A 19,026-nucleotide genomic window follows, 5' to 3' on the forward strand; every position below is an offset into this window, starting at 1 on the left:
ACGCGGCACAACCGCTTAGGCCATGTCCTGCTCTTTCAGTCCGAGTTCTTCTTTCATGATTTCGCGGATGCGAAATTTTTGGATCTTGCCGGTCACGGTTTGCGGAAACGCCTCGACAAATTTGACGTAGCGAGGCGTTTTGTAGTGCGCCAGTTTCTGCCTGCAATACTGGCGAATCTCGTCTTCTGTTGCGGTCTGTCCGGCACGTAGCTTAATCCAGGCGCACAGTTCTTCGGTGTATTTGGGATCAGGTACGCCGACCACCGCAGCTTGCTCGACGGCCGGGTGGGTGAAGAGGAACTCTTCGATCTCTCGCGGATAAATGTTCTCGCCGCCACGAATCACCAGATCCTTCAAGCGGCCGGTGATCTTGTAATAGCCGTTGGGCAAGCGAACCGCGAGATCACCAGTGTGCAGCCAGCCGTCGGCGTCGATAGCACTCGCAGTTGCTTCAGGATTGTTGTAGTAGCCGAGCATGACGCCGTGACCACGGGCACAAAGCTCTCCCTGCTGGTTGTCTGGCAGAGTTTTGCCAGTTTCGGGTTCGACGATCTTCACGTCCCAGCCCGGCAGCGGCCGGCCGACAGTCTCGACCCGCAGGGCAACATCATCGTCGCAGCGGGTCTGCGTAATGACCGGCGAAGCTTCGGTTTGACCATAAGCAATCGTTAAGTCGGGGACCCCGAACTTATCGCTAACTTGTTTCATTACTTCGATCGGGCACGGACTGCCTGACATGATGCCGGTGCGTAACGAAGTCAAATCTCTTCCCGCTAGCGTGGGGCATTGCAGCTGCGCGATGTACATGGTTGGCACGCCATAGACGGCGGTCGCTCGCTCTTTCTCCATCGCCTCCAAAGTAGCCTGGGGTTGAAAGTACTCGGCGGGAATGATCATCGCTGCACCATGGACGGCACACGCGAGTGTGCCTAGGACGCAGCCGAAGCAGTGATAAAAGGGAACGGGAATGCAGAGCCGATCCTGCTCCGTCATCCGCTGGCAGTTGCCAACGTAATAAGCATTGAGGAGCAAGTTGCGATGGCTGAGCATCGCCGCCTTGGGAAAGCCAGTGGTTCCCGACGTGTACTGAATGTTGATCGCCTGGTTGCAACGCGTGGCTTCCTCTCGGGCGTGCAGTTGCTCGGCTGATATGCTGTCTGCCAGTTTCAGCAACCCGGGCCAACTGAGCATGGTTGCCGGCGGCGAATCACATAGGGCAACCACGCGCCGCAGTTTGGGGAAATTGGCGCAATGGATCAGGCCATCGCTCGTTGCTGCCAGTTCAGGGCAGATTTCGCCCAGCATGGCGAAATAGTCGGAAGTCTTGAACTTCTCCACCAGCATGAGCGCGACGGAATCGCTCTGCCTGAGAACGTATTCCAGTTCGAACGGGCGATAGGCTGGATTAATATTAACCAGCACGACGCCGATGCGGGCCGTGGCGAATTGCAGCAGCACCCACTGCGGGACGTTCGTAGCCCACAGAGCCAAGTGCTCGCCATGTTGCATGCCCAGGGCAATCAGGCCGCGGGCTACGCGGTCTACATCGGCATCGAACTGCTGCCAGGTCCACCTGCGATCTGTCTGGGGGAACACGAGGGCATCGTGCGTGGGAAACTTGCGCGCGGTCTCACGCAGCACTTGTCCCATCGTCAAACCATCGACCCACGGAGTATCAGCCACCGCCATCGGCTTACCTCTTTGGCATTGATGCGCGGCGTTTCCAAGTGAGTCAGTCAGCTAGTCCCACAGCGGCCGCGCAACCGTGAAGGCAATGGGGCCGAAGATCATCAGGGGCATCCAAGCTGCGACCGTGGGCCGCAGCAGGAAGTTGTTCCCCAATCCCTGGCAGATGAGGGAGACGATAAAGAACGTCGCCATCAGCCCGAGACAGACTCCGCCCGCTACGAAAATATTACGGCTGGCGCGGCCAAGTACCAGCGGCAATCCGAGAAAAACCAGCACGATGTCGAGGAGCGGTTTGACAAACCGGCCGTGCATGGTCACCAGGATATCTGCTCCCGATTGCAGTGAACGGTTCTTTAAGCCGTGGACGAGTTCCTTGGTCGACAGGTTTTGCCGCCAGCCATTGCCGAGGGCAAACTGCTCGAACGTGACGACGCTTACCACAAAGCATTCGTCGGGCTTGAGCCAGGGAGTATCGCGGGGGCTGAGCAGGATTGGCTCGCCAGCGATAAGGAGCGTACCAAGGCTAGCAAGGTTTGCCGGCTGCTTCACTCCGCTCAGCAAGTAGCCGGCCGGACGACCTTGGTCCACCGGCAAGTACCAGGCGGAGTCAGCTGTAATCTGTCTTCCCCAAGTGGCAAACTCTGGCGAGAGGAGACGAAACATAGGTCCTTCAATTCTCTTCTCCTTGCCAATTGTTTTCTTGCCCGAGAGCAGAACATCACTGCGTGGATCGAACTGCGGTGTGCAGTTCTTCGCCTTGTCGCCACGCCAATCTTGAGCGTTGCGCGCTAATTGGGAACGGAACGAGGGGAGCCAAACTTCGCGATTGGCCACGCCCAGGCCCGCAACAATCAGCGTGCAAAAGAAGATGGGGCGCAGGACTCGCGTCGGGCGAATACCTGCCGAGAGAATTGCCGTCAGTTCCTGCGTTCCCTGCAGCCAGGTGACGGCGAAGATCGCAGCACTGGCGGCCAGAATGCCGGCAGTCTTATCGAACACCCACAGCAACCGCGGGCCGTAATAGTCTGCGAGTAGGTGGGGGACCTTGAAGCGGTAGTCGGCGGAGTTGGCAATGTGCTCTTCGAGGTTGGCAAAGACATCGACGAGCATATACATGCCCGCCATTACCAGAAAAGACATGAGCAGGGCCTTCAAATAGAGGCCAAGTACATAGCGGTCGATGAGCGTCATACGAAAATCCTTCTCGGGCCAAACCCAGCCATCCTGGCGGGGCAATCGACAGCTTCTGCGTGAGAAATCGGGAGTTACCGCGGAAGTTTGGTTTTTTGCTGCCAACCGGTCAAGACGAATTGGGTTGCTAGCGAAGTTGACACAGCCCCGGTGCCCGTTTCCGCCATGCAAGCCTTTGCGGAATTCCATTGATTTTGCGACATCAATCGGTAACAGTAGATACGTTCTCGCCCCGCCCTCCCAATCTCACCACCCTGGAGCGCTCCCGATGGATCAGAAATTCGATGTCCCTCCCCAGGCGGAGATTCGCCTGACTGGCCAGCGAGTGGAGCGCGGTCCTGTAAAGAACGACTGGGGCCTGCGATTGCAGTGGGAAGTTCGCCACAACGGCAAAGTGGTTGCTACTCCACCAGCGCGGGCTGACGTTGCTTATGAGCATGCAGCGAGCGAGGCCGGTACGTATGAGATCGTGCTGCAGACCTGGCAATATATCGACTACAAAAAGAAGCCCGACGGCGAATTCATTAACAGCAAGTTCATCGATATTTCGAACAAGGTGAGCTACTCGATCTGACGGTTGCCTCCCCACCCTCACCTCTCGCCTTCCGCCCACTTGGAGTTCCCTCCCGATGTTCAATATTGGCGAAGTTCCAGTTCCTGTGTGCCACGGCGTTACCCGCCGCAGTTTTCTGCAAGTTGGCACCACTGGCCTGGCGGGAATGACCTTGCCATCGCTGATGAACCTGCAAGCGCAGGGCGCGGTGGGCATTGGTGGCGGCAAGATCAAAAACTGCATCACGATCTTTCTCGTTGGTTCGCCCGGGCATCTCGACACTTGGGACATGAAGCCCGATGCACCTGCAGAGATTCGGGGCAAGTTTCAACCGATCAGCACGAATGTCGCTGGAATTCAGATTTGCGAACATTTTCCGCTGATGTCGCGCATGATGGACAAGGTCGCTCTCGTCCGCAGCTTGCACCACAAAACGGGGTCGACGCACGAAAATGGTCAGCGCTGGATGATGACCGGCCATGAGTTCAACGCCGATAGCGTGAAGCCTCACAGCGGCAGCGTGATCTCCCGCGTTTTCGGCCAGAAGAGCGAACTGCCAGCCAATGTGATTCTCCCCGCACCCATTGGCAACACGGGCGCAGGTCCGTTGCACGGTCAGTCCGCTGCCTATCTTGGTAGCGCTCACGAACCCTTCTTTCTCAACAGCGATCCTGCTCGTCCTGACTTCAAGGTGGCCGATCTGGAGCCTCCCAAGGGGCTATCGGAATTTCGGCTCGATGCGCGTCAGAAATTGCTCGGTCAACTCGACGCCATGCAGCGGCGCACAGAGACCCGCAGCACGCAGATGCACGACAGTTCGTACGAACGGGCCTTCCGACTGCTGACTTCGCCCAAAGCGAAGGAAGCGCTCGATTTGAACAAGGAAGCTGATACGCTGCGCGATCGCTATGGGCGTAACACGTTTGGCCAAAGCTGTCTGATGGCGCGCCGGTTGATTGAAGGGGGCGTGCGATACGTGACGGTGAATCACTTCGACACCGTCTTTAATCTTACATGCTGGGACATGCACGCCGACGGCGGCGGGCTGAACAACACCTACCTCGACTACGAGCGCCATCTCTGCCCGCAGTTCGATTTGGCCTTTACGGCCTTGATCGAAGACCTCGATCAACGGGGCCTGCTACAAGAAACGGTCGTTGCCGTGCTGAGCGAAATGGGGCGAACGCCGCGCATCAACCCGCGCGGTGGTCGCGATCATTATCCAAGTGCCTGGACCAACTTCCTGTGCGGTGGCAACATTCGGGGTGGGCAGGTCGTCGGCTCGACCGATAAGCAAGGTGCGCGGCCGAATGATAATCCCGTCGAGCCGCCACAAATGCTGGCCTCGATCTATCACGGCATGGGGATCAATCTCGATACCACCATGATGCCCGGGCCCGGCGAACGTCCGGTTCGCTTGATCGAAGCTGAACCCATTCGCCAACTTTTCGCTTAGTCCAATCTTGCTCGAGGATCGAAGCGATGGCTTTTGGTTTCGTAAAACACCGACCGATGCTGCGCGGTGCGCAATACTGGGGAGTGTTGTTCACGCTCGCTGCCACGATCGCTGGCGGAGCAGAGCCTTCCCTGCGCGCGATCAGTGTCCGCGGGCTGCAAATCGGCGGGACGACCGAGTTGATCTGCGATGGAGATGATTTCTCGACCGAACCGCGTCTGCTGCTACCCTTCGCAGCTGAGCAGATCATCAAGCCGGGCAACACTGACAAGCGGGCAACGATCAGCGTGACGCTCGGCGATGACGTTCAGCCTGGCTATTATCAGCTGCGAATGGCGACCGCCGGAGGCCTTAGCCTGCCGGTGGTGATTGGTGTCGATCGTTTGCCGCAACTCGTGACGGCGGCAAGAATCGAACAACTCCCTGCTGCCTTGCACGGCAGCCTCGCAGGGAGCACCATTGCCGAGACACGGTTCGTCGGCAAAAAGGGAGATGCAGTCGCGGTGGAAATCGAGGCCCAGCGAATCGGCAGCAAACTGCGCCCCGTGATTCATCTGGCGACGGCTGCGGGACGCCAATTGACTTGGTCCTGGCCGCAATCGACTCTGTTTGGCGATACGCGACTCGAAGCAATCCTGCCTGAGGACGGTGAATATCGCGTCACCTGGCACGACCTGGAATATGGCGGTGGTAACCCCGGTTTCTATCGCGTGAAGATCGGCCAATGGTCTCGCGTCGACCAGGTTTTTCCTCCAGTCATCAAAGCCGGCGAGGCGCAGTCTGTGGAACTGCTTACAGCCGGCGCTGGGGTAGTCAAGCAAACTGCAGGCCCCACGACCGAACCGATCGCACAACTCGCTTGGCCCACCATTGGGCAACAACAGACCGTGTTCAGCGGACCACGGCCGTTTGTGCGCATTAGCCCGCAGCGAGAACTGATTGAAGAAGCCGCTAAAGGTGAGCAATCGTTGCCAGATGGATCGCTAGGCATCAGCGGCCGGCTGTTGCAACCGCAAGAGGAAGATCGTTATTCGCTGACGGTGACTCCAGGCGATAAGCTCAAGTTGGAAGTGACTGCGCAGCGGACGGGATCACCGGTGGACATCGGATTGATTGTGCGCAATTCGCAGGGAGCCGTGCTAACACAAGCCGAAGATTCTCCCGGTTCGCTCGATCCGGTTTTAGAATACACGGTTCCCGACAAAGTAACTTCACTCGTCGTCTGCGTCATCGATTCTCAAGGGCGCGGCGGCCCGCTGGCTGCCTACCATCTGCAGCTGAGTACTGCGACTGAACAAACTTCAACCAGCAACTTTCACCTCGCCACAAATGTGGAGCGGACAGCAATTCCCCGCAACGGTCGCTGGGTATTTCCCCTCTGGGTCGACCGGCGTGGCACGACCGGGCCAATCGAAATCACTGCCCATGGTTTGCCGCCGGGGGTCACGCTACCAACCACAGTTATTCCTGCCGAAAGCGACGGCACACTGGTAACCCTGTCGGCCGATGGCAGCGAGGTAAGTGCTGAGCAACAGGCAACCATCACGCGCTGGCAGGGAACGGCCGGTGATCGTAAGCGAACCGTCGTCGTAAGAAATCATCCGCTAGAAGTTCTGCAGCCCTGGCTAGCCGAAGAAATTGCTCTGGCGCGAGCGAGTGCCTCGGCCGATGCGTTCACCATCGATTGGCGGGAGTTCCCGGAATCGGCAGTGCTGCAACCGACGGTCAAGTTGCCGCTGCCCATCAAGCTGACGCGGAACGAAGATAAGACAGCGGTTCGTTTGTCCCTCCTTACCAGCCAGTCGGTGACGCTGGTTAATAAACAGCCCGATCCCCGTTCGACGCTGCGAGTTGAACGGGCGGTGGAACTCGGTGCCAAGCTGAACGACGGAGATTTAACCTTACTCGTTCCAGCGGAACTAGCCGGGCATGCTTACGACCTCGCCGTGCAAGCGGAACTCCTTTCAGCCGACAAGCAAAAAGTGCTGGCGACGGCGTTCACTCCTGTGCGTCGACTGCCGGTCCAACTACCCATTGAAGTTCAGCTGGCGAGTGGGCCCGTCATGGAAGTTAAACTCGAATTGCAAAAAGGTGGTACTCACAAAATCGATGGCAAGATCAAGCGATCCGCAGGAAGCAGCGGCGACGTGGTGGTCAGCATCGCCGGCCTTCCGGCTGGCGTCCGCGCGGCTCCTATCACGCTGAAAGCAGATGCAACCGACTTTGTGCTCGAAGTTGTTTTTCCTGCCGCCCAACCAGTTGGCGAACTCGCCGGCCTTAGCCTCTCTGCCACGATCACTCCCGACCCCAAGCAGGCCAACGTGCGAGTGAAAAGTCGCGACGTTGAACTGAAATTGCAGGTGGTTCGATGAAGTCTGTCCTGACAACTCTACTCTGCCTAACCGCACCATTGCTCGCTGCGGGGCAATCGCCAAAGTTAGCAACCGTGCGTGTCGTGCCCGAGCAGATCAAACTGCTCGACGTGCGCCGGCCGCATTCGCTGCTCGTGCTTGGCACAACGGACGATGGATATACACTCGATCTTGGTTCGCAGGCTAAATTCAGTTCCGCGGACGAAAAGATTGCCCGCGTCGATGCTCAAGGCTGGGTTCACCCGGTCGCCAGCGGCAAGACCGAGATTCACGTGCAAACCGGCGAGCAGCGGTTTTTGGTAGCGGTCGAAGTCGATCTTCCCGCTGAACGTCGAGTCCTCAGTTTTCGGCACGAAGTGATGCCGGCCCTCTCGAAGGCCGGTTGCAACATGGGAGCCTGTCACGGCTATTCCCTGGGGAAAAACGGCTTCAAGCTCTCGCTCCGCGGTTCCGATCCCGACCAGGACTTTGCGGCCATCACGCGCGAGGTCTTCGGCCGCCGCGTGAACCCCGCCGTGCCAGAGGCGAGCATTCTCATCAGCAAACCGCAGGGAGATGTGCCACACGAAGGGGGCGTCCGGTTCAAGAAGGGAAGCCTGGTCGCCAACACGTTGATCGATTGGGTGCGCGATGGCACACCCGGCGATATTAAGGACGAACGCCAAGTCGTACGAGTTACGCTCACCCCCGCGACCCTGGTGCTGCAGCCCCAGCAGCGACATCAACTGCAGCTTACGGCTGAGTACAGCGACGGCACTGTGCGCGATGTGACCAAGTGGGGCATATTCACCGCCAACAACACGCAGTTTGCAGAAGTGGGTGACGATGGCCTGGTGACAGCTGGCGATGCTGGCGAAACGGCTATCGTCGCCCGGTTCGAGCGAACCTTCGCCGCCACTAGTATCATTGTGTTGCCTACTGGCAAGGACTTCACTCCTGTGCCGGTGCCTGAACAGAATCTGGTAGATCGCCCGGTCATTGAAAAACTGAATCGGCTAAAGATCACGCCGTCACCACTGGCCAGCGATGAAGAGTTTCTTCGCCGCGTCTATTTGGATTTGATCGGCATTCAACCCAAGCCGGACGAGATCCGGGCCTTCACCAGCAGCAGTGACCCAAACAAGCGGCTGCAAACCATCGACGATCTGCTGCAGCGGCCCGAGTTCGTCGACCATTGGTCGCTGAAGTGGGGCGACCTGCTACAGAACTCGCGCAACAGCGTCAGCTCACCGTCGATGTTCCTGTTTCGCGAGTTTATTCGCGGCGCAGTTGCCGAGAACATGCCCCTCGATCAATTCGCGAAGCACATCCTGACCGCTAAAGGTGGCGCGGCCGACGATCCGGCCAGCGTGTATTTCGCGATCAGCAAAGATGCCAACGATACGGTCGAACGCTCGACTCAAGTCTTTTGCGGCGTGCGGATGCTCTGTGCCCGTTGCCATACGCACCCCATGGAAAACTGGACGCAGGGAGATTACTACGGGCTGGCCAGTTTCTTTAGCCAGGTGAATACGCGGGCCGATACTCGTTTGCCCGGGGTGCAGAATGCGAAGATCGTGCAGTTGAACCTGGCCGCTGGACTGGCAATGAATCCGCGCACCAACCGTCCGCAGCCACCACAATTTCTGGGTGGCTCGCCCGTTACGGTAACCACCGGTAACGACCGCCGCCTGCAATATGCCGACTGGCTTACTTCGCCGGATAACCCATTCTTTGCCCGCGGGCTGGTGAATCGGATTTGGAGTTACTTCTTTCATCGCGGCATCATTGAGCCCGTCGATGATATTCGCAGCACCAACCCGCCCATCAATCCTGCTCTGCTCGAAGCGCTGACAAAGGATTTTGTCGCCCACAAGTTCGACGTTCGGCACTTAATGCGCACCATTGTGACGTCGCAGACTTATCAGCGGACGAGTTTGCCGTTGCCAACGAATCGGCACGATGAGCAGAACTTTTCGCACGCAATTCCCCGCCGCATCGCCGCTGAATCACTGCTCGATTGCCTCGTGCAAGCGACGGGTGTGCCAGAAGCCATCAGCGGAGCACCAGCTGGCTTTCGCGCGGCTCAGTTGCCCGACGCCAACGTTACCAGTCCATTCCTGAATCTGTTCGGCAAGCCACAGCGGATGGAAGCCTGTGAGTGCGAACGCGACAATCAATCGAACATGCTGCAGGCACTTCACTTTATCAATGGCGGCAGCATCCTTGGTAAAGCGCAAAATGGCAACGGTCGCCCTGCCACCATCGTCAAGCAAAAGCTGCCCGACGCGGAACAAGTGACCGAACTCTTCTTGTGGACATTGGCTCGGCAACCATCGCCTGACGAGCTGAAGCTCGGCGTCGATCATTTGCAAGCCTATGGCGATAAACGGGCTGAAGCGTTGCAGGATTTGATGTGGGCCTTACTCAACAGCAAAGACTTTTTGTTAGTGCACTAGGAGTAGTGTGGGCGTTAGACCACACTTTTTCCGGAGACCTCTTCCATGCGGACTGCAGTTTTCATTGCGACCCTGTTGCTTATCGGCAGCATCTCCCGTGCCCAGGACAAAGAGCCTCTCTTCACGCAGGAGCTCGACGTCAATCCGCCGCCGATCAAGACCGACAAAGAAGTGAACTACAACTATGACATTGTCTATGTCCGGGCTCAGCGCGCCGGCGACGACAAGCACAAGCGGTTTTACACCGACTTCTCCCAGCCTGTGACGATGGAGCCTGGTGCCGACCTGATGCTGCTGCATCCCGACGGTTCGGAAGAACTACTGGTCGCAGGGGGCAGCGGTTCGATCACCGATCCGGTTGTCTCGTTCGATGCGCAGTGGTGCTATTACGTCCACCTCTACAACCTGGAGGGACGCTCGCAATGGTCGCCGCCCAAGCAAGGTGCGGACATCTTTAAGATTCATCTCGCCTCGCGCAAGATCGTCAGGCTCACGAATCAGCAGTTCGCGCCCAATACCGGCGCAGCCAATTGGACCAGCACCTATCGGGCCGAAAGCCAGAATGGCGAACGGAAAACGCACTATGACTACGGCGTGTTCAACATGGGGCCGCATCCGTTGCCGGGCGGCAAGATTGTCTTCACCAGCAATCGCGAAGGCTTCGAACCAAGCAAAGGCTATCCTTCGATAGCCTTGCAACTGTTCGTGATGGACGACAGCGACGTCGATGTCTCGCCGCAGGAACAATATCCCGCCAACATCGAAAAGATTGGCCACCTGAACATTGCGGGCGCTTTGCACCCCGTTACGCTTGCCGACGGAAGAATCATGTTCAGTTCGCTGGAGTCGCAAGGGATCCGCAGCCAAATTTCGTGGGGCATTTGGACGATGCACCCCGATGGCACCAATTGGAATCCGCTCGTCAGCGCGTTCGATCCCGGCGGCGCGTCGAACGGCTTTCATTTTCAAACCCAACTCAGCGATCGCTCGATCATCATCGAAGAGTACTACAACCAAAACAACAGCGGTTTCGGGGCTTATCTCAAGCTGCCGCCGTCACCGCCCAAAGGCTATGCCGCGTTTGGTCCCGCCTCGATGAACGACCCACGCAATCCCCCGCTGCGGTTCGGTCGGCACGACAACGGCAAGGGCAAATACTATCGACTTCCCTTTCTTCCCACCGGCGCAGTTTCGTTCACTCCCTTTGCGCTCAACAACGAAGGGCCTGCTGATCCGTCCATCTTGAAAGATAAAAGCTCGCCCAAGGTCGGCAAGTTCACGCATCCATCGGGAGCGCCGGAGAATCACCTGCTCACCATTTGGTCGCCGGGACCAGCCAATCATCAATACACCTACCTGCCGCAGATCGATGGTGGCATCTACCTGATTAAAGACGGCAAAGTGGTGGAAGAGCCCGGGCAGATGAGGCTGATTAAGAACGACCCCAAGTACAACGAAAGCTGGCCGCGGGCTGTTGTGCCCTATGGCCGCGTGTATGGAATCACCGAACCAAAACAACTCCCGCGACTCGCCAATGACGGCAGCAAATCGAAACTGCTTCCCGCAGGAACTCCCTTCGGCCTGATCGGTACTTCCAGCATGCTCAAGCGTGAGAGCTATCCGAATGCCTCGGTGCCTGAAGGAAAGGTCACATCGACTTTTGGCGGCAATAACAAAGATCCTTGGCGCGGGCTGGATGCTTTCACAAGCCATGGCAATGGGATGCCTCTGAATTGGCACAACCAGGGTGCCGAAGCGGGCCTGTACGAGAACGAAGAGGTTCACGCCGTGCGCATTCTGGCGATGGAGCCAACCACTCATCGCAACCGCGGCGAGAAATCGGGCAGGCTCTTCTTCAGCCATGCGATGGAACGGCTGCGAATTCTCGGCGAGTTACCGGTTCGTAAGTTCGCGGCGAAAGGCGACCAGCCTCTCGATCCGGACGGACTGCCCGATACCAGTTTTCTGGCCAAGATTCCCGCCGATCTGGCGTTCACCTTTCAAACGCTCGATCGCAACGGCCTGGTGCTCAATGCAGCGCAGACCTGGCATCAACTGCGGCCCGGCGAAGTGCGGCACGATTGCGGCGGCTGCCACGCCCACAGCCAGCAGCCTACTGATTTCAATCTGACCGCAGCCGCAAAGGCTGATTATCAAGTGTTCGATCTCACCGAGCGGAAGACTCCGCTGCTGACCGACAAGAGCCGGGACGAATCGAAACGGCAATGGGACGTTGAGGATCAAACCGGGCTGCGTTATTCAAATGCAGAAATCACGAGCGTCGAATATCACCGCGATATCAAACCGATCCTGGCCCGCAGTTGCGTCGCCTGTCACACCAAGGAAGCCAAAGAGCCCGCCGGCAATTTGGTGCTCGACGATGACGAGCCGATCTCGTTCGAACAGCACGGCAAGTTCCCGGGCACGTACTACCGGTTGGCCGTCGACGAGCGGGCCAAATTCGGCCACAAGCCCATTGGTTACGATTCGTGGGGTTATCCGAATGCTTCGCGCTACGTGCGCAAGCTGCAATCGCACCGCAGCCTGCTCGTGTGGAAAATCTTCGGCCAGCGCTTGGACGGTTTCAGCAACGACGATCATCCCTCGGAGACCAAGCCGGGTTCGGGCGAGCTGCAACTTAAGGGTGAGCCTGTAGAGACGGCCAAATACCGCGCAAAATGGGATATCGACTTCACCGGCAGCAGCATGCCACCGCCGGAAGCCGTTGCCGCAGGTAAGGTGAAACCACTTTCGGACGAAGACAAACGGACGCTGGTCCGCTGGATCGACCTGGGCTGCCCCCTCGACCGCGACTACGACCCGGCTCATCCCGACCAGCGCGGCCTGGGCTGGATGCTCGACGATCAGCGCCCGATGCTTACACTCACAACACCGGTCGCTGGCGAAAACGCCAAGCTCGAGCAGATTTCGCTCGGTGCGTTCGACTCCTATACCGGGCTGGATGCCGCGAGTTTGAGCATCGTCGCCGATGTGCCCCTCGCGGGTGTCGCAGCCGGTGAGAACCTGGCGGACAAGTTCCGCGAAACTTCACCCGGTGTACGAGTCTGGAAGCTGCCGCAGCCCATTACCGACCTGCCGGCAGCGAAGTTGACGGTTTCCATTCGTGATAAACAGGGGAACACCACTCAAATCGTGCGACGGTTTTCGGTGAAGTAGCAATTCCGCGACCTGCGTAGCGAGCGAAAGAAGCTTGTTCAACGTACGGCCCCGCACCCCAACCCTTTCCTCGTGCGTACACGTGGAGAGAGAGTTAATGCGCGAGACCTCTGTCCTCTGCCCCCCGTCTCCCGCCCCGGTGGCATCCCCGTAATTTTCCCAGCCGGCAGAATCTGTCTCTTGTCGCAGTCGGACCAGGGTGGTAGGCTTCTAGTGTGGGTTAGAGCGGCGGCGCAGTTTATCACGTACGGAACAACTGCAGTTTCACTGCCTCCCTGAATGGTCGGATTGAGTCGTGGATTTTCAACTCCATCTTGAGACCGATACGGTCGAGCAAGCCTCGCCTTCGCCGGCAGTATGTGCTGCGCCGGAAGAAAGCATTCGCAACGTCCTTCGCCTGCTGCGTGAGGCCCAAACCGGGGCCGCGATGGTTTGCCGGGACGAAAAGTTGCTGGGCCTCTGCACCGAACGCGACTTGGTTCGTTACTTGGCGTCGGAAGGTAACTTAGGTGCCAGCGTCAGTACGATCATGGTACGCGACCCAGTGGCCTTGCAGCCACAGGATTCGCTAGCGACAGCAATCACTTTGATGGCAGGCCGCGGTTTTCGCCAATTGCCAGTCGTGGATGCGGCAGGCCGCATTTTGGGCGTCCTCAACGCAACGGGGATTCTGCACTATCTGGTGCAGCACTTCCCCAAGGTGGTTTATACGCTCCCACCCGCACCACACCACAAGACGTCGGAGCGGGAAGGGGCTTAAATGGCCTATTCCGCTCAGTCTCTTCCCACCTTAGTCCGAGAGCAAAACGGCCGATATTAATTCGATCTTCTGTGCTGAATAAACTGCCTGAGATCGCTCACCTAACAATTTTTTGACGAGTATTTCGAGAAGGGGCTAATTGCCAGCCATGTCTACCACGATCGAGCCAGTAGTGCAGTCGCACAAGCAAACGACCAAGATTCCTAGCGCCACTATCCGCTTTGCCGGTGACTCCGGTGACGGTATGCAGATCACGGGCGACCAGTTCACCCGCACCACGGCCCTGCTTGGCAACGACATCGCCACGTTTCCCGACTATCCGGCCGAAATCCGTGCTCCTAAGGGGACGCTGGCCGGTGTTAGCGCCTTCCAAGTTCACTTTTCGAGCGAAGACATCTTCACACCTGGCGATCAACTCGACGCGCTGGTGGTGATGAACCCAGCCGCGCTCAAGACCAACCTCAGCGACTTGCGCAAGGGCGGTATTCTCATCTGCAACTCCGATGGCTTCGAGAAGAAAGATCTCGAATTGGCCGGCGAGACGGAGAATCCGCTCAACTCGCAAGTGCTGGAAGACCAGTACCAGTTGTTCAAAGTGCCGATGAACAAGATCGTCGAAATCGCACTCAAGGAGCTGAAGGCTGCGGGGATGTCGACGAAAGAAATCGACCGCTGCAAAAACTTCTTCGCGCTGGGCCTCGTGTATTGGCTTTACGGCCGCGATATGGACGCCACGATTCGCTTCTTGCAAGCGAAGTTCGGGAACAAGCCGCAGATCATCGAAGCCAACACCAAGGCACTCCAGGCAGGCTGGAACTACGGCGAAACGACCGACGCCTTCGTCAGCAATTATAAGATCGATCCCGCTCACTTGCCCCCTGGCAAGTACCGCGATATCAACGGTAATCAGGCCATGGCCTGGGGCCTGATGACTGCCGCCAAACTGAGCGACAAAGAGCTGTTTCTCGGCTCCTATCCGATCACTCCCGCCAGCGATATTTTGCACGAACTGGCCAAGTTCAAGAACATGGGCGTGCGGACCTTCCAGGCCGAAGATGAAATCGCCGCTATCACGTCGGCCATCGGTGCTGCCTACGGCGGTGCCATGGCCATCACCACTTCCAGCGGGCCGGGTATTGCCCTCAAGGGCGAAGCCATTGGCCTGGCTGTGATGCTGGAGATTCCACTGCTGATCATCAATATCCAGCGCGGTGGTCCAAGCACCGGGCTCCCTACCAAAACCGAACAAGCGGACTTGTTCCAAGCGATCGTAGGTCGCAACGGCGAATGCCCGCTGCCAGTGATCGCCGCCCGCGGCCCGGGCGACTGTTTTTATGTCGCTCAAGAAGCCTGGCGAATTTCAACTCGCTTCATGTGCCCCGTGATGATCCTTTCGGACGGCTACATCGCCAACGGCAGTGAGCCCTGGCTGATTCCCTCGATGAAGGATCTGAGAAAAATTCCTGTCACACATGCTCCCGAGCAAATCGATGGCAGCAAGTTCCTGCCCTACAAGCGAGACGAATATCTTTCGCGTCCCTGGGCAATTCCTGGCACTAAGGGCTTGATGCACCGCATCGGTGGTCTCGAAAAGCAGGACGTGACGGGCAACGTCAACTACGAGCCCGACAATCACCAGCACATGACGAACACCCGTGCTCAAAAGGTGGAAAACGTCGCCCTTGAGATTGGGCCACAGGAAGTCGAAGGGCCAGAATCCGGCGACGTGCTCGTCCTTAGCTGGGGTGGCACATATGGCGCTTGCCGGACAGCAGTTGAAGCTTGCCAAGGCCAAGGCCTGAAGGTGGCTCATGCGCACCTCCGCTGGCTGAATCCCTTCCCCAGTAACCTGGGTGATGTGCTGAAGAACTACAAAAAAGTGCTGATCCCCGAACTCAACATGGGTCAACTCCGGACGTTCATTCGCTCGAAGTATCTGGTCGACGCCATCGGCTTCAATAAGGTGAAGGGGCGTCCCTTCGCCATCGCTGAACTGATTGCCGAGATCAAGCGGGTACTGCCCAAGTAATTGCTGCTGACTCACTAAACCAAATCACACGACCGCTCAAACTCAAATGTTTCGGATGAAATAGCTGCTATGGCCAACGACATTGCTCCTGCTTTGACTTCTGCTGATTTTGCCAGCGACCAAGACGTTCGCTGGTGCCCTGGCTGCGGCGATTACTCGATTCTCGCCCAGATGAAAAAAGTGATGCCTCAGTTGGGCATCCCGCGCGAAAAAATCGTGTTCATCTCCGGCATCGGTTGCTCGAGCCGGTTCCCGTACTACATGAACACCTATGGAATGCACAGCATTCACGGCCGTGCGCCAGCCATCGCCACGGGCCTCAAGTGCGTGCGCCCCGATTTGCAAGTCTGGGTTGTTACCGGCGACGGTGACGGCCTGTCGATCGGCGGCAATCACTTCCTGCACCTGATGCGCCGCAATGTGGATCTCAAGATTCTGCTGTTCAACAACCGGATCTACGGTTTGACCAAGGGGCAGTACTCGCCCACCTCACCACTTGGCAAAATCAACAAAAGCGCGCCGATGGGCGTCATCGATAACCCGCTCAATCCGCTGTCGGTGGCGATTGGTGCTGAGGCGACCTTCGTCGCCCGTTCGATCGATGTGAACATCAAGCACCTGGGCGAAGTTCTCAAGCGGGCTGCCGAGCACAAGGGAACTGCCTTCGTCGAAATCTATCAGAACTGCAACATCTTCAACGATGGTGCCTTCGATTACGCGACGGACAAGGTTTCGAAGTTCGATACCACCGTCGAACTGGAGCATGGCAAGCCGCTGATTTTCGGCAAGAACAAGAATAAGGGCATCCGCCTGAACGGTACCGAGCCAGAAGTGGTTGAACTTGGCAAGGGAATCAGCGAAGATGACTTGCTGTTCCACGACGAGAAGGCCCCCGAGCCGACCCTCGCTTATCTGCTCAGCCGCATGCGGCACCCAGAATTCCCCGAGCCGATTGGCGTGTTCCGCGCGGTGGACCATCCCAAGTACGATGTTGAATTGAACAAGCAGGTCGAGACGGCCCGCGAGAAGAAGGGTCCTGGCGACCTGGACGCTCTGTTCAACAGCGGCGAAACTTGGACCGTCGGCTAAGTTTGGCACCATTGGTAAGGCAACTACAGGGTCTCTCCCGCATGGAATGTCCTTACTGCGATCACCCGGTCATTGAAGGGGCCGACCACTGCGACGAATGTGGTCTTCCCCTGGACGATACCTCGTTACCGGAACCAGCCAACGCGGTCGAGTTGGCCTTGCTCACCGACCGCGTGTCGCTGTTCGAGGGACGACGACCGCTCCTCATATCTCCTTCGCTGCCCGTTCGCGAAGCGATTCGCTTGCTCGCCCTGAACAACATCGGCTGCATGCTGGTGGTCGAGAAGGGAGAGCTAGTGGGCATCTTCACCGAACGAGACGTCCTGCTCAAAGTGGGCGAAGACCTGGCCACCAGCGGCGAGAAACCCGTGAGCCAGTTCATGACGGCCAACGTGCAATCGCTACCCGTCACCGCCAAAGTTGCGTTCGCACTCCACCGCATGGACCTCGGCGGCTATCGCCATGTTCCGATTGTCAACGAGCATGGCCGACCCGTCGGCATCTTCAGCTTGCGCGAAATGCTGCGTTATCTCACACGCACCCTGGCCGAATAGTTCCTGAGTAGCGTGGGCTTTAGCCCGCGTTGCTTTTGTTGGCGGTCGATGTGGTGGTTGCCTTACGCTTTCTGCATTTCTCGCATCAGCCGATTGTATTCCTCGGGTGAATCCCGTTTGTCCGCCCGCTTGTTGCGCTCCAGCATCCAGGTCGGCTCGAAATACTCCTGCAGCTTGGGGCCGCGAATGAAATACTCGAACATGCTGTTGTCCATCGGTTGGTTTTGGACGAAATAGCGCTGCACCATGCTCTCCTTGAGCACAGCTTGAGGCATAAAAGTTCGGACGAGATCGGCGTCGTCCAGCACGTGTTCGAGTTCGTGCTGAATGATGATTCGAAAGCGATTGACGCTCGATTTGTCTTTGTCGTTCGGTTTGTATTCGTCGAGAATGTACACACTGACGGTGGAATCGAAGTAGACCTCGCCCCCCATGAACTGCCACTGGGGCGGGCCGTTTTTCGTAGGGATTTGTCGCCACTGTTGATTGAAGTTGGCATAGGCCAGCGAGAACTTCGCTTTGGCGACCCCCTTTACGCTGGGACGCGGCTTGCCCAACTGCTGATCGAGTTCCTTGCGAGTGACGAACGACGGCTGTGGGGCGTCCGCTGCTGCGAGTCCCGGGGGCAGTTCGATTTTGTATTTGCCCACATCAACCTTGGCGCTATTCGCGAACTTCAAGCGACCAACAAATTTGGCCTTGAGCAAATTGCTAACGAGAGGCAGCGTAGTCAAAATCGGCGAAGGCATGAGAAACTTCCGAATTGCAGAGAGGTGAAAACGTGCTGGCACGTTCCAAGGCAGGAAAACCAGTTCTCTCTTGAGCGCAATTGGGAGAAATTTGTGACAGGGCGCGCGCAGGCCCGGGTACAGAACGCCCAAACGAGATGGTTTCCCACCAAGTGGGTTAGGCCTAGCGAGGCTGCCAGTTCAACGATCCCGCAGGGATCCAAGCCATTAGCCCCGGGTCGCGCAGCGCACCTGGGGATGAGGATTTCTGTCGGATATTTCTCGCCAAGCCCGACCTACCGGTCCCGAAACACTGGCCTTAACAAGCGGTTCGGCTTTGCTGGAATTCCAGATTCCAGTATGTCTGTACGCAACTTCTTCAGCTCGGCAACCGCCGTTTTATCATCATCATTTTGCCTATTTCCAGCGGCGTCTAATTTGTTGATCGCCCAGTCAATAGCCTCTACTTGCAGTTCAGCCAATCTGCGACCATCGCGTTTTTTCATTTGCTGCTTAGAAATGAGCGGATAGTTGTATCGGTTCCAATGTGGAGCATCTGAAAACCGAATTTTGTTGCGGTAGACCTCCAATTGAGAAGCAATGATATCTCGACAGATAGCACCAACAGAATAGTTGTAGTAGGCATCTCCTTCAGCCCAACTAACCGTCATGCAATAACGCTTGTCGTCCAACGCCTCGACTAGGAATGGCAAGGCAGCTTCGAAATTTTCCTGCAACTCTTTTCGCGTCTGATCTATGCGACGTTGTGCCTCCACATCGTAGCCGGCGGGAAACCGAACGTGCGGTTCACCACCATGTGTGGTCGTCGCATTTTTGTTCGGGCTAGCGAGACCTGCGACTAATTCACGATAGTCGGCAGCTTGAGCCAACTGCTCCGGACCTTGAGCGGTCAGCGTTAAACACGAAAACATTGAGACCCAGAGTAATCCGTCGAACACAGGGGAGAGATGTGTCTTGAGCATGACTACT

13 protein-coding genes are annotated in these 19,026 nt (G+C 57.4%); 9 read left to right on the top strand and 4 right to left on the bottom strand.

Annotated elements, in window-relative coordinates; all coding sequences use genetic code 11:
* Nucleotides 1–15: 15 nt before the first annotated feature.
* Together ETAA8_RS28850 and ETAA8_RS28855 are read right to left on the bottom strand one after the other, a co-directional pair.
* Complete coding sequence (locus tag ETAA8_RS28850) at nucleotides 16–1,689, bottom strand: AMP-binding protein (protein WP_145097101.1); 1,674 nt, start codon at nucleotides 1,687–1,689, stop codon at nucleotides 16–18.
* Between the two features lie 51 nt (nucleotides 1,690–1,740).
* Nucleotides 1,741–2,880 carry an LptF/LptG family permease gene (locus ETAA8_RS28855; RefSeq protein ID WP_202921335.1) on the bottom strand — a complete coding sequence of 380 codons (1,140 nt, stop codon included), beginning with the start codon at nucleotides 2,878–2,880 and terminating at the stop codon, nucleotides 1,741–1,743.
* Between the two features lie 268 nt (nucleotides 2,881–3,148).
* Here ETAA8_RS28855 and ETAA8_RS28860 point away from each other — a divergent pair, with 268 nt between their 5' ends.
* From ETAA8_RS28860 to ETAA8_RS28900, 9 genes are all read left to right on the top strand, one after another.
* Nucleotides 3,149–3,454: a hypothetical protein gene (locus ETAA8_RS28860; RefSeq protein ID WP_145097107.1), complete on the top strand. Its 306-nt coding sequence runs from the start codon at nucleotides 3,149–3,151 to the stop codon at nucleotides 3,452–3,454.
* A gap of 55 nt (nucleotides 3,455–3,509) precedes the next feature.
* Nucleotides 3,510–4,889 carry a DUF1501 domain-containing protein gene (locus ETAA8_RS28865; protein ID WP_145097110.1) on the top strand — a complete coding sequence of 460 codons (1,380 nt, stop codon included), beginning with the start codon at nucleotides 3,510–3,512 and terminating at the stop codon, nucleotides 4,887–4,889.
* Nucleotides 4,890–4,915: 26 nt separating this feature from the next.
* Nucleotides 4,916–7,261, top strand: a complete 2,346-nt coding sequence (locus ETAA8_RS28870; protein ID WP_145097114.1) for a hypothetical protein — start codon at nucleotides 4,916–4,918, stop codon at nucleotides 7,259–7,261.
* Nucleotides 7,258–9,699, top strand: a complete 2,442-nt coding sequence (locus ETAA8_RS28875) for a DUF1553 domain-containing protein (RefSeq protein WP_145097117.1) — start codon at nucleotides 7,258–7,260, stop codon at nucleotides 9,697–9,699. The genes ETAA8_RS28870 and ETAA8_RS28875 overlap by 4 nt, the downstream gene beginning before the upstream one ends.
* Before the next feature lie 45 nt (nucleotides 9,700–9,744).
* Nucleotides 9,745–12,876, top strand: coding sequence for an HzsA-related protein (locus ETAA8_RS28880; protein ID WP_145097120.1), 3,132 nt, complete (start codon nucleotides 9,745–9,747; stop codon nucleotides 12,874–12,876).
* Between the two features lie 295 nt (nucleotides 12,877–13,171).
* Nucleotides 13,172–13,636, top strand: a complete 465-nt coding sequence (locus ETAA8_RS28885) for a CBS domain-containing protein (RefSeq protein WP_145097123.1) — start codon at nucleotides 13,172–13,174, stop codon at nucleotides 13,634–13,636.
* Between the two features lie 148 nt (nucleotides 13,637–13,784).
* Complete coding sequence (locus ETAA8_RS28890; protein WP_145097126.1) at nucleotides 13,785–15,665, top strand: 2-oxoacid:acceptor oxidoreductase subunit alpha; 1,881 nt, start codon at nucleotides 13,785–13,787, stop codon at nucleotides 15,663–15,665.
* 69 nt (nucleotides 15,666–15,734) lie between these two features.
* Nucleotides 15,735–16,754: a 2-oxoacid:ferredoxin oxidoreductase subunit beta gene (locus ETAA8_RS28895; RefSeq protein ID WP_145097129.1), complete on the top strand. Its 1,020-nt coding sequence runs from the start codon at nucleotides 15,735–15,737 to the stop codon at nucleotides 16,752–16,754.
* A gap of 41 nt (nucleotides 16,755–16,795) precedes the next feature.
* On the top strand, nucleotides 16,796–17,308 hold the full coding sequence (locus ETAA8_RS28900) for a CBS domain-containing protein (RefSeq protein ID WP_145097132.1): 513 nt from the start codon (nucleotides 16,796–16,798) through the stop codon (nucleotides 17,306–17,308).
* Nucleotides 17,309–17,370: 62 nt separating this feature from the next.
* Here ETAA8_RS28900 and ETAA8_RS28905 read toward each other — a convergent pair whose 3' ends face one another.
* Complete coding sequence (locus tag ETAA8_RS28905) at nucleotides 17,371–18,057, bottom strand: hypothetical protein (protein ID WP_145097135.1); 687 nt, start codon at nucleotides 18,055–18,057, stop codon at nucleotides 17,371–17,373.
* Nucleotides 18,058–18,332: 275 nt separating this feature from the next.
* Entirely contained in the window at nucleotides 18,333–19,019 is a 687-nt protein-coding gene (locus ETAA8_RS28910) for a hypothetical protein (RefSeq protein ID WP_145097138.1), read from the bottom strand.
* Nucleotides 19,020–19,026: the final 7 nt, after the last annotated feature.

Origin of the sequence: Anatilimnocola aggregata (assembly GCF_007747655.1) — a bacterium.
GTDB classification, from domain to species: domain Bacteria; phylum Planctomycetota; class Planctomycetia; order Pirellulales; family Pirellulaceae; genus Anatilimnocola; species Anatilimnocola aggregata.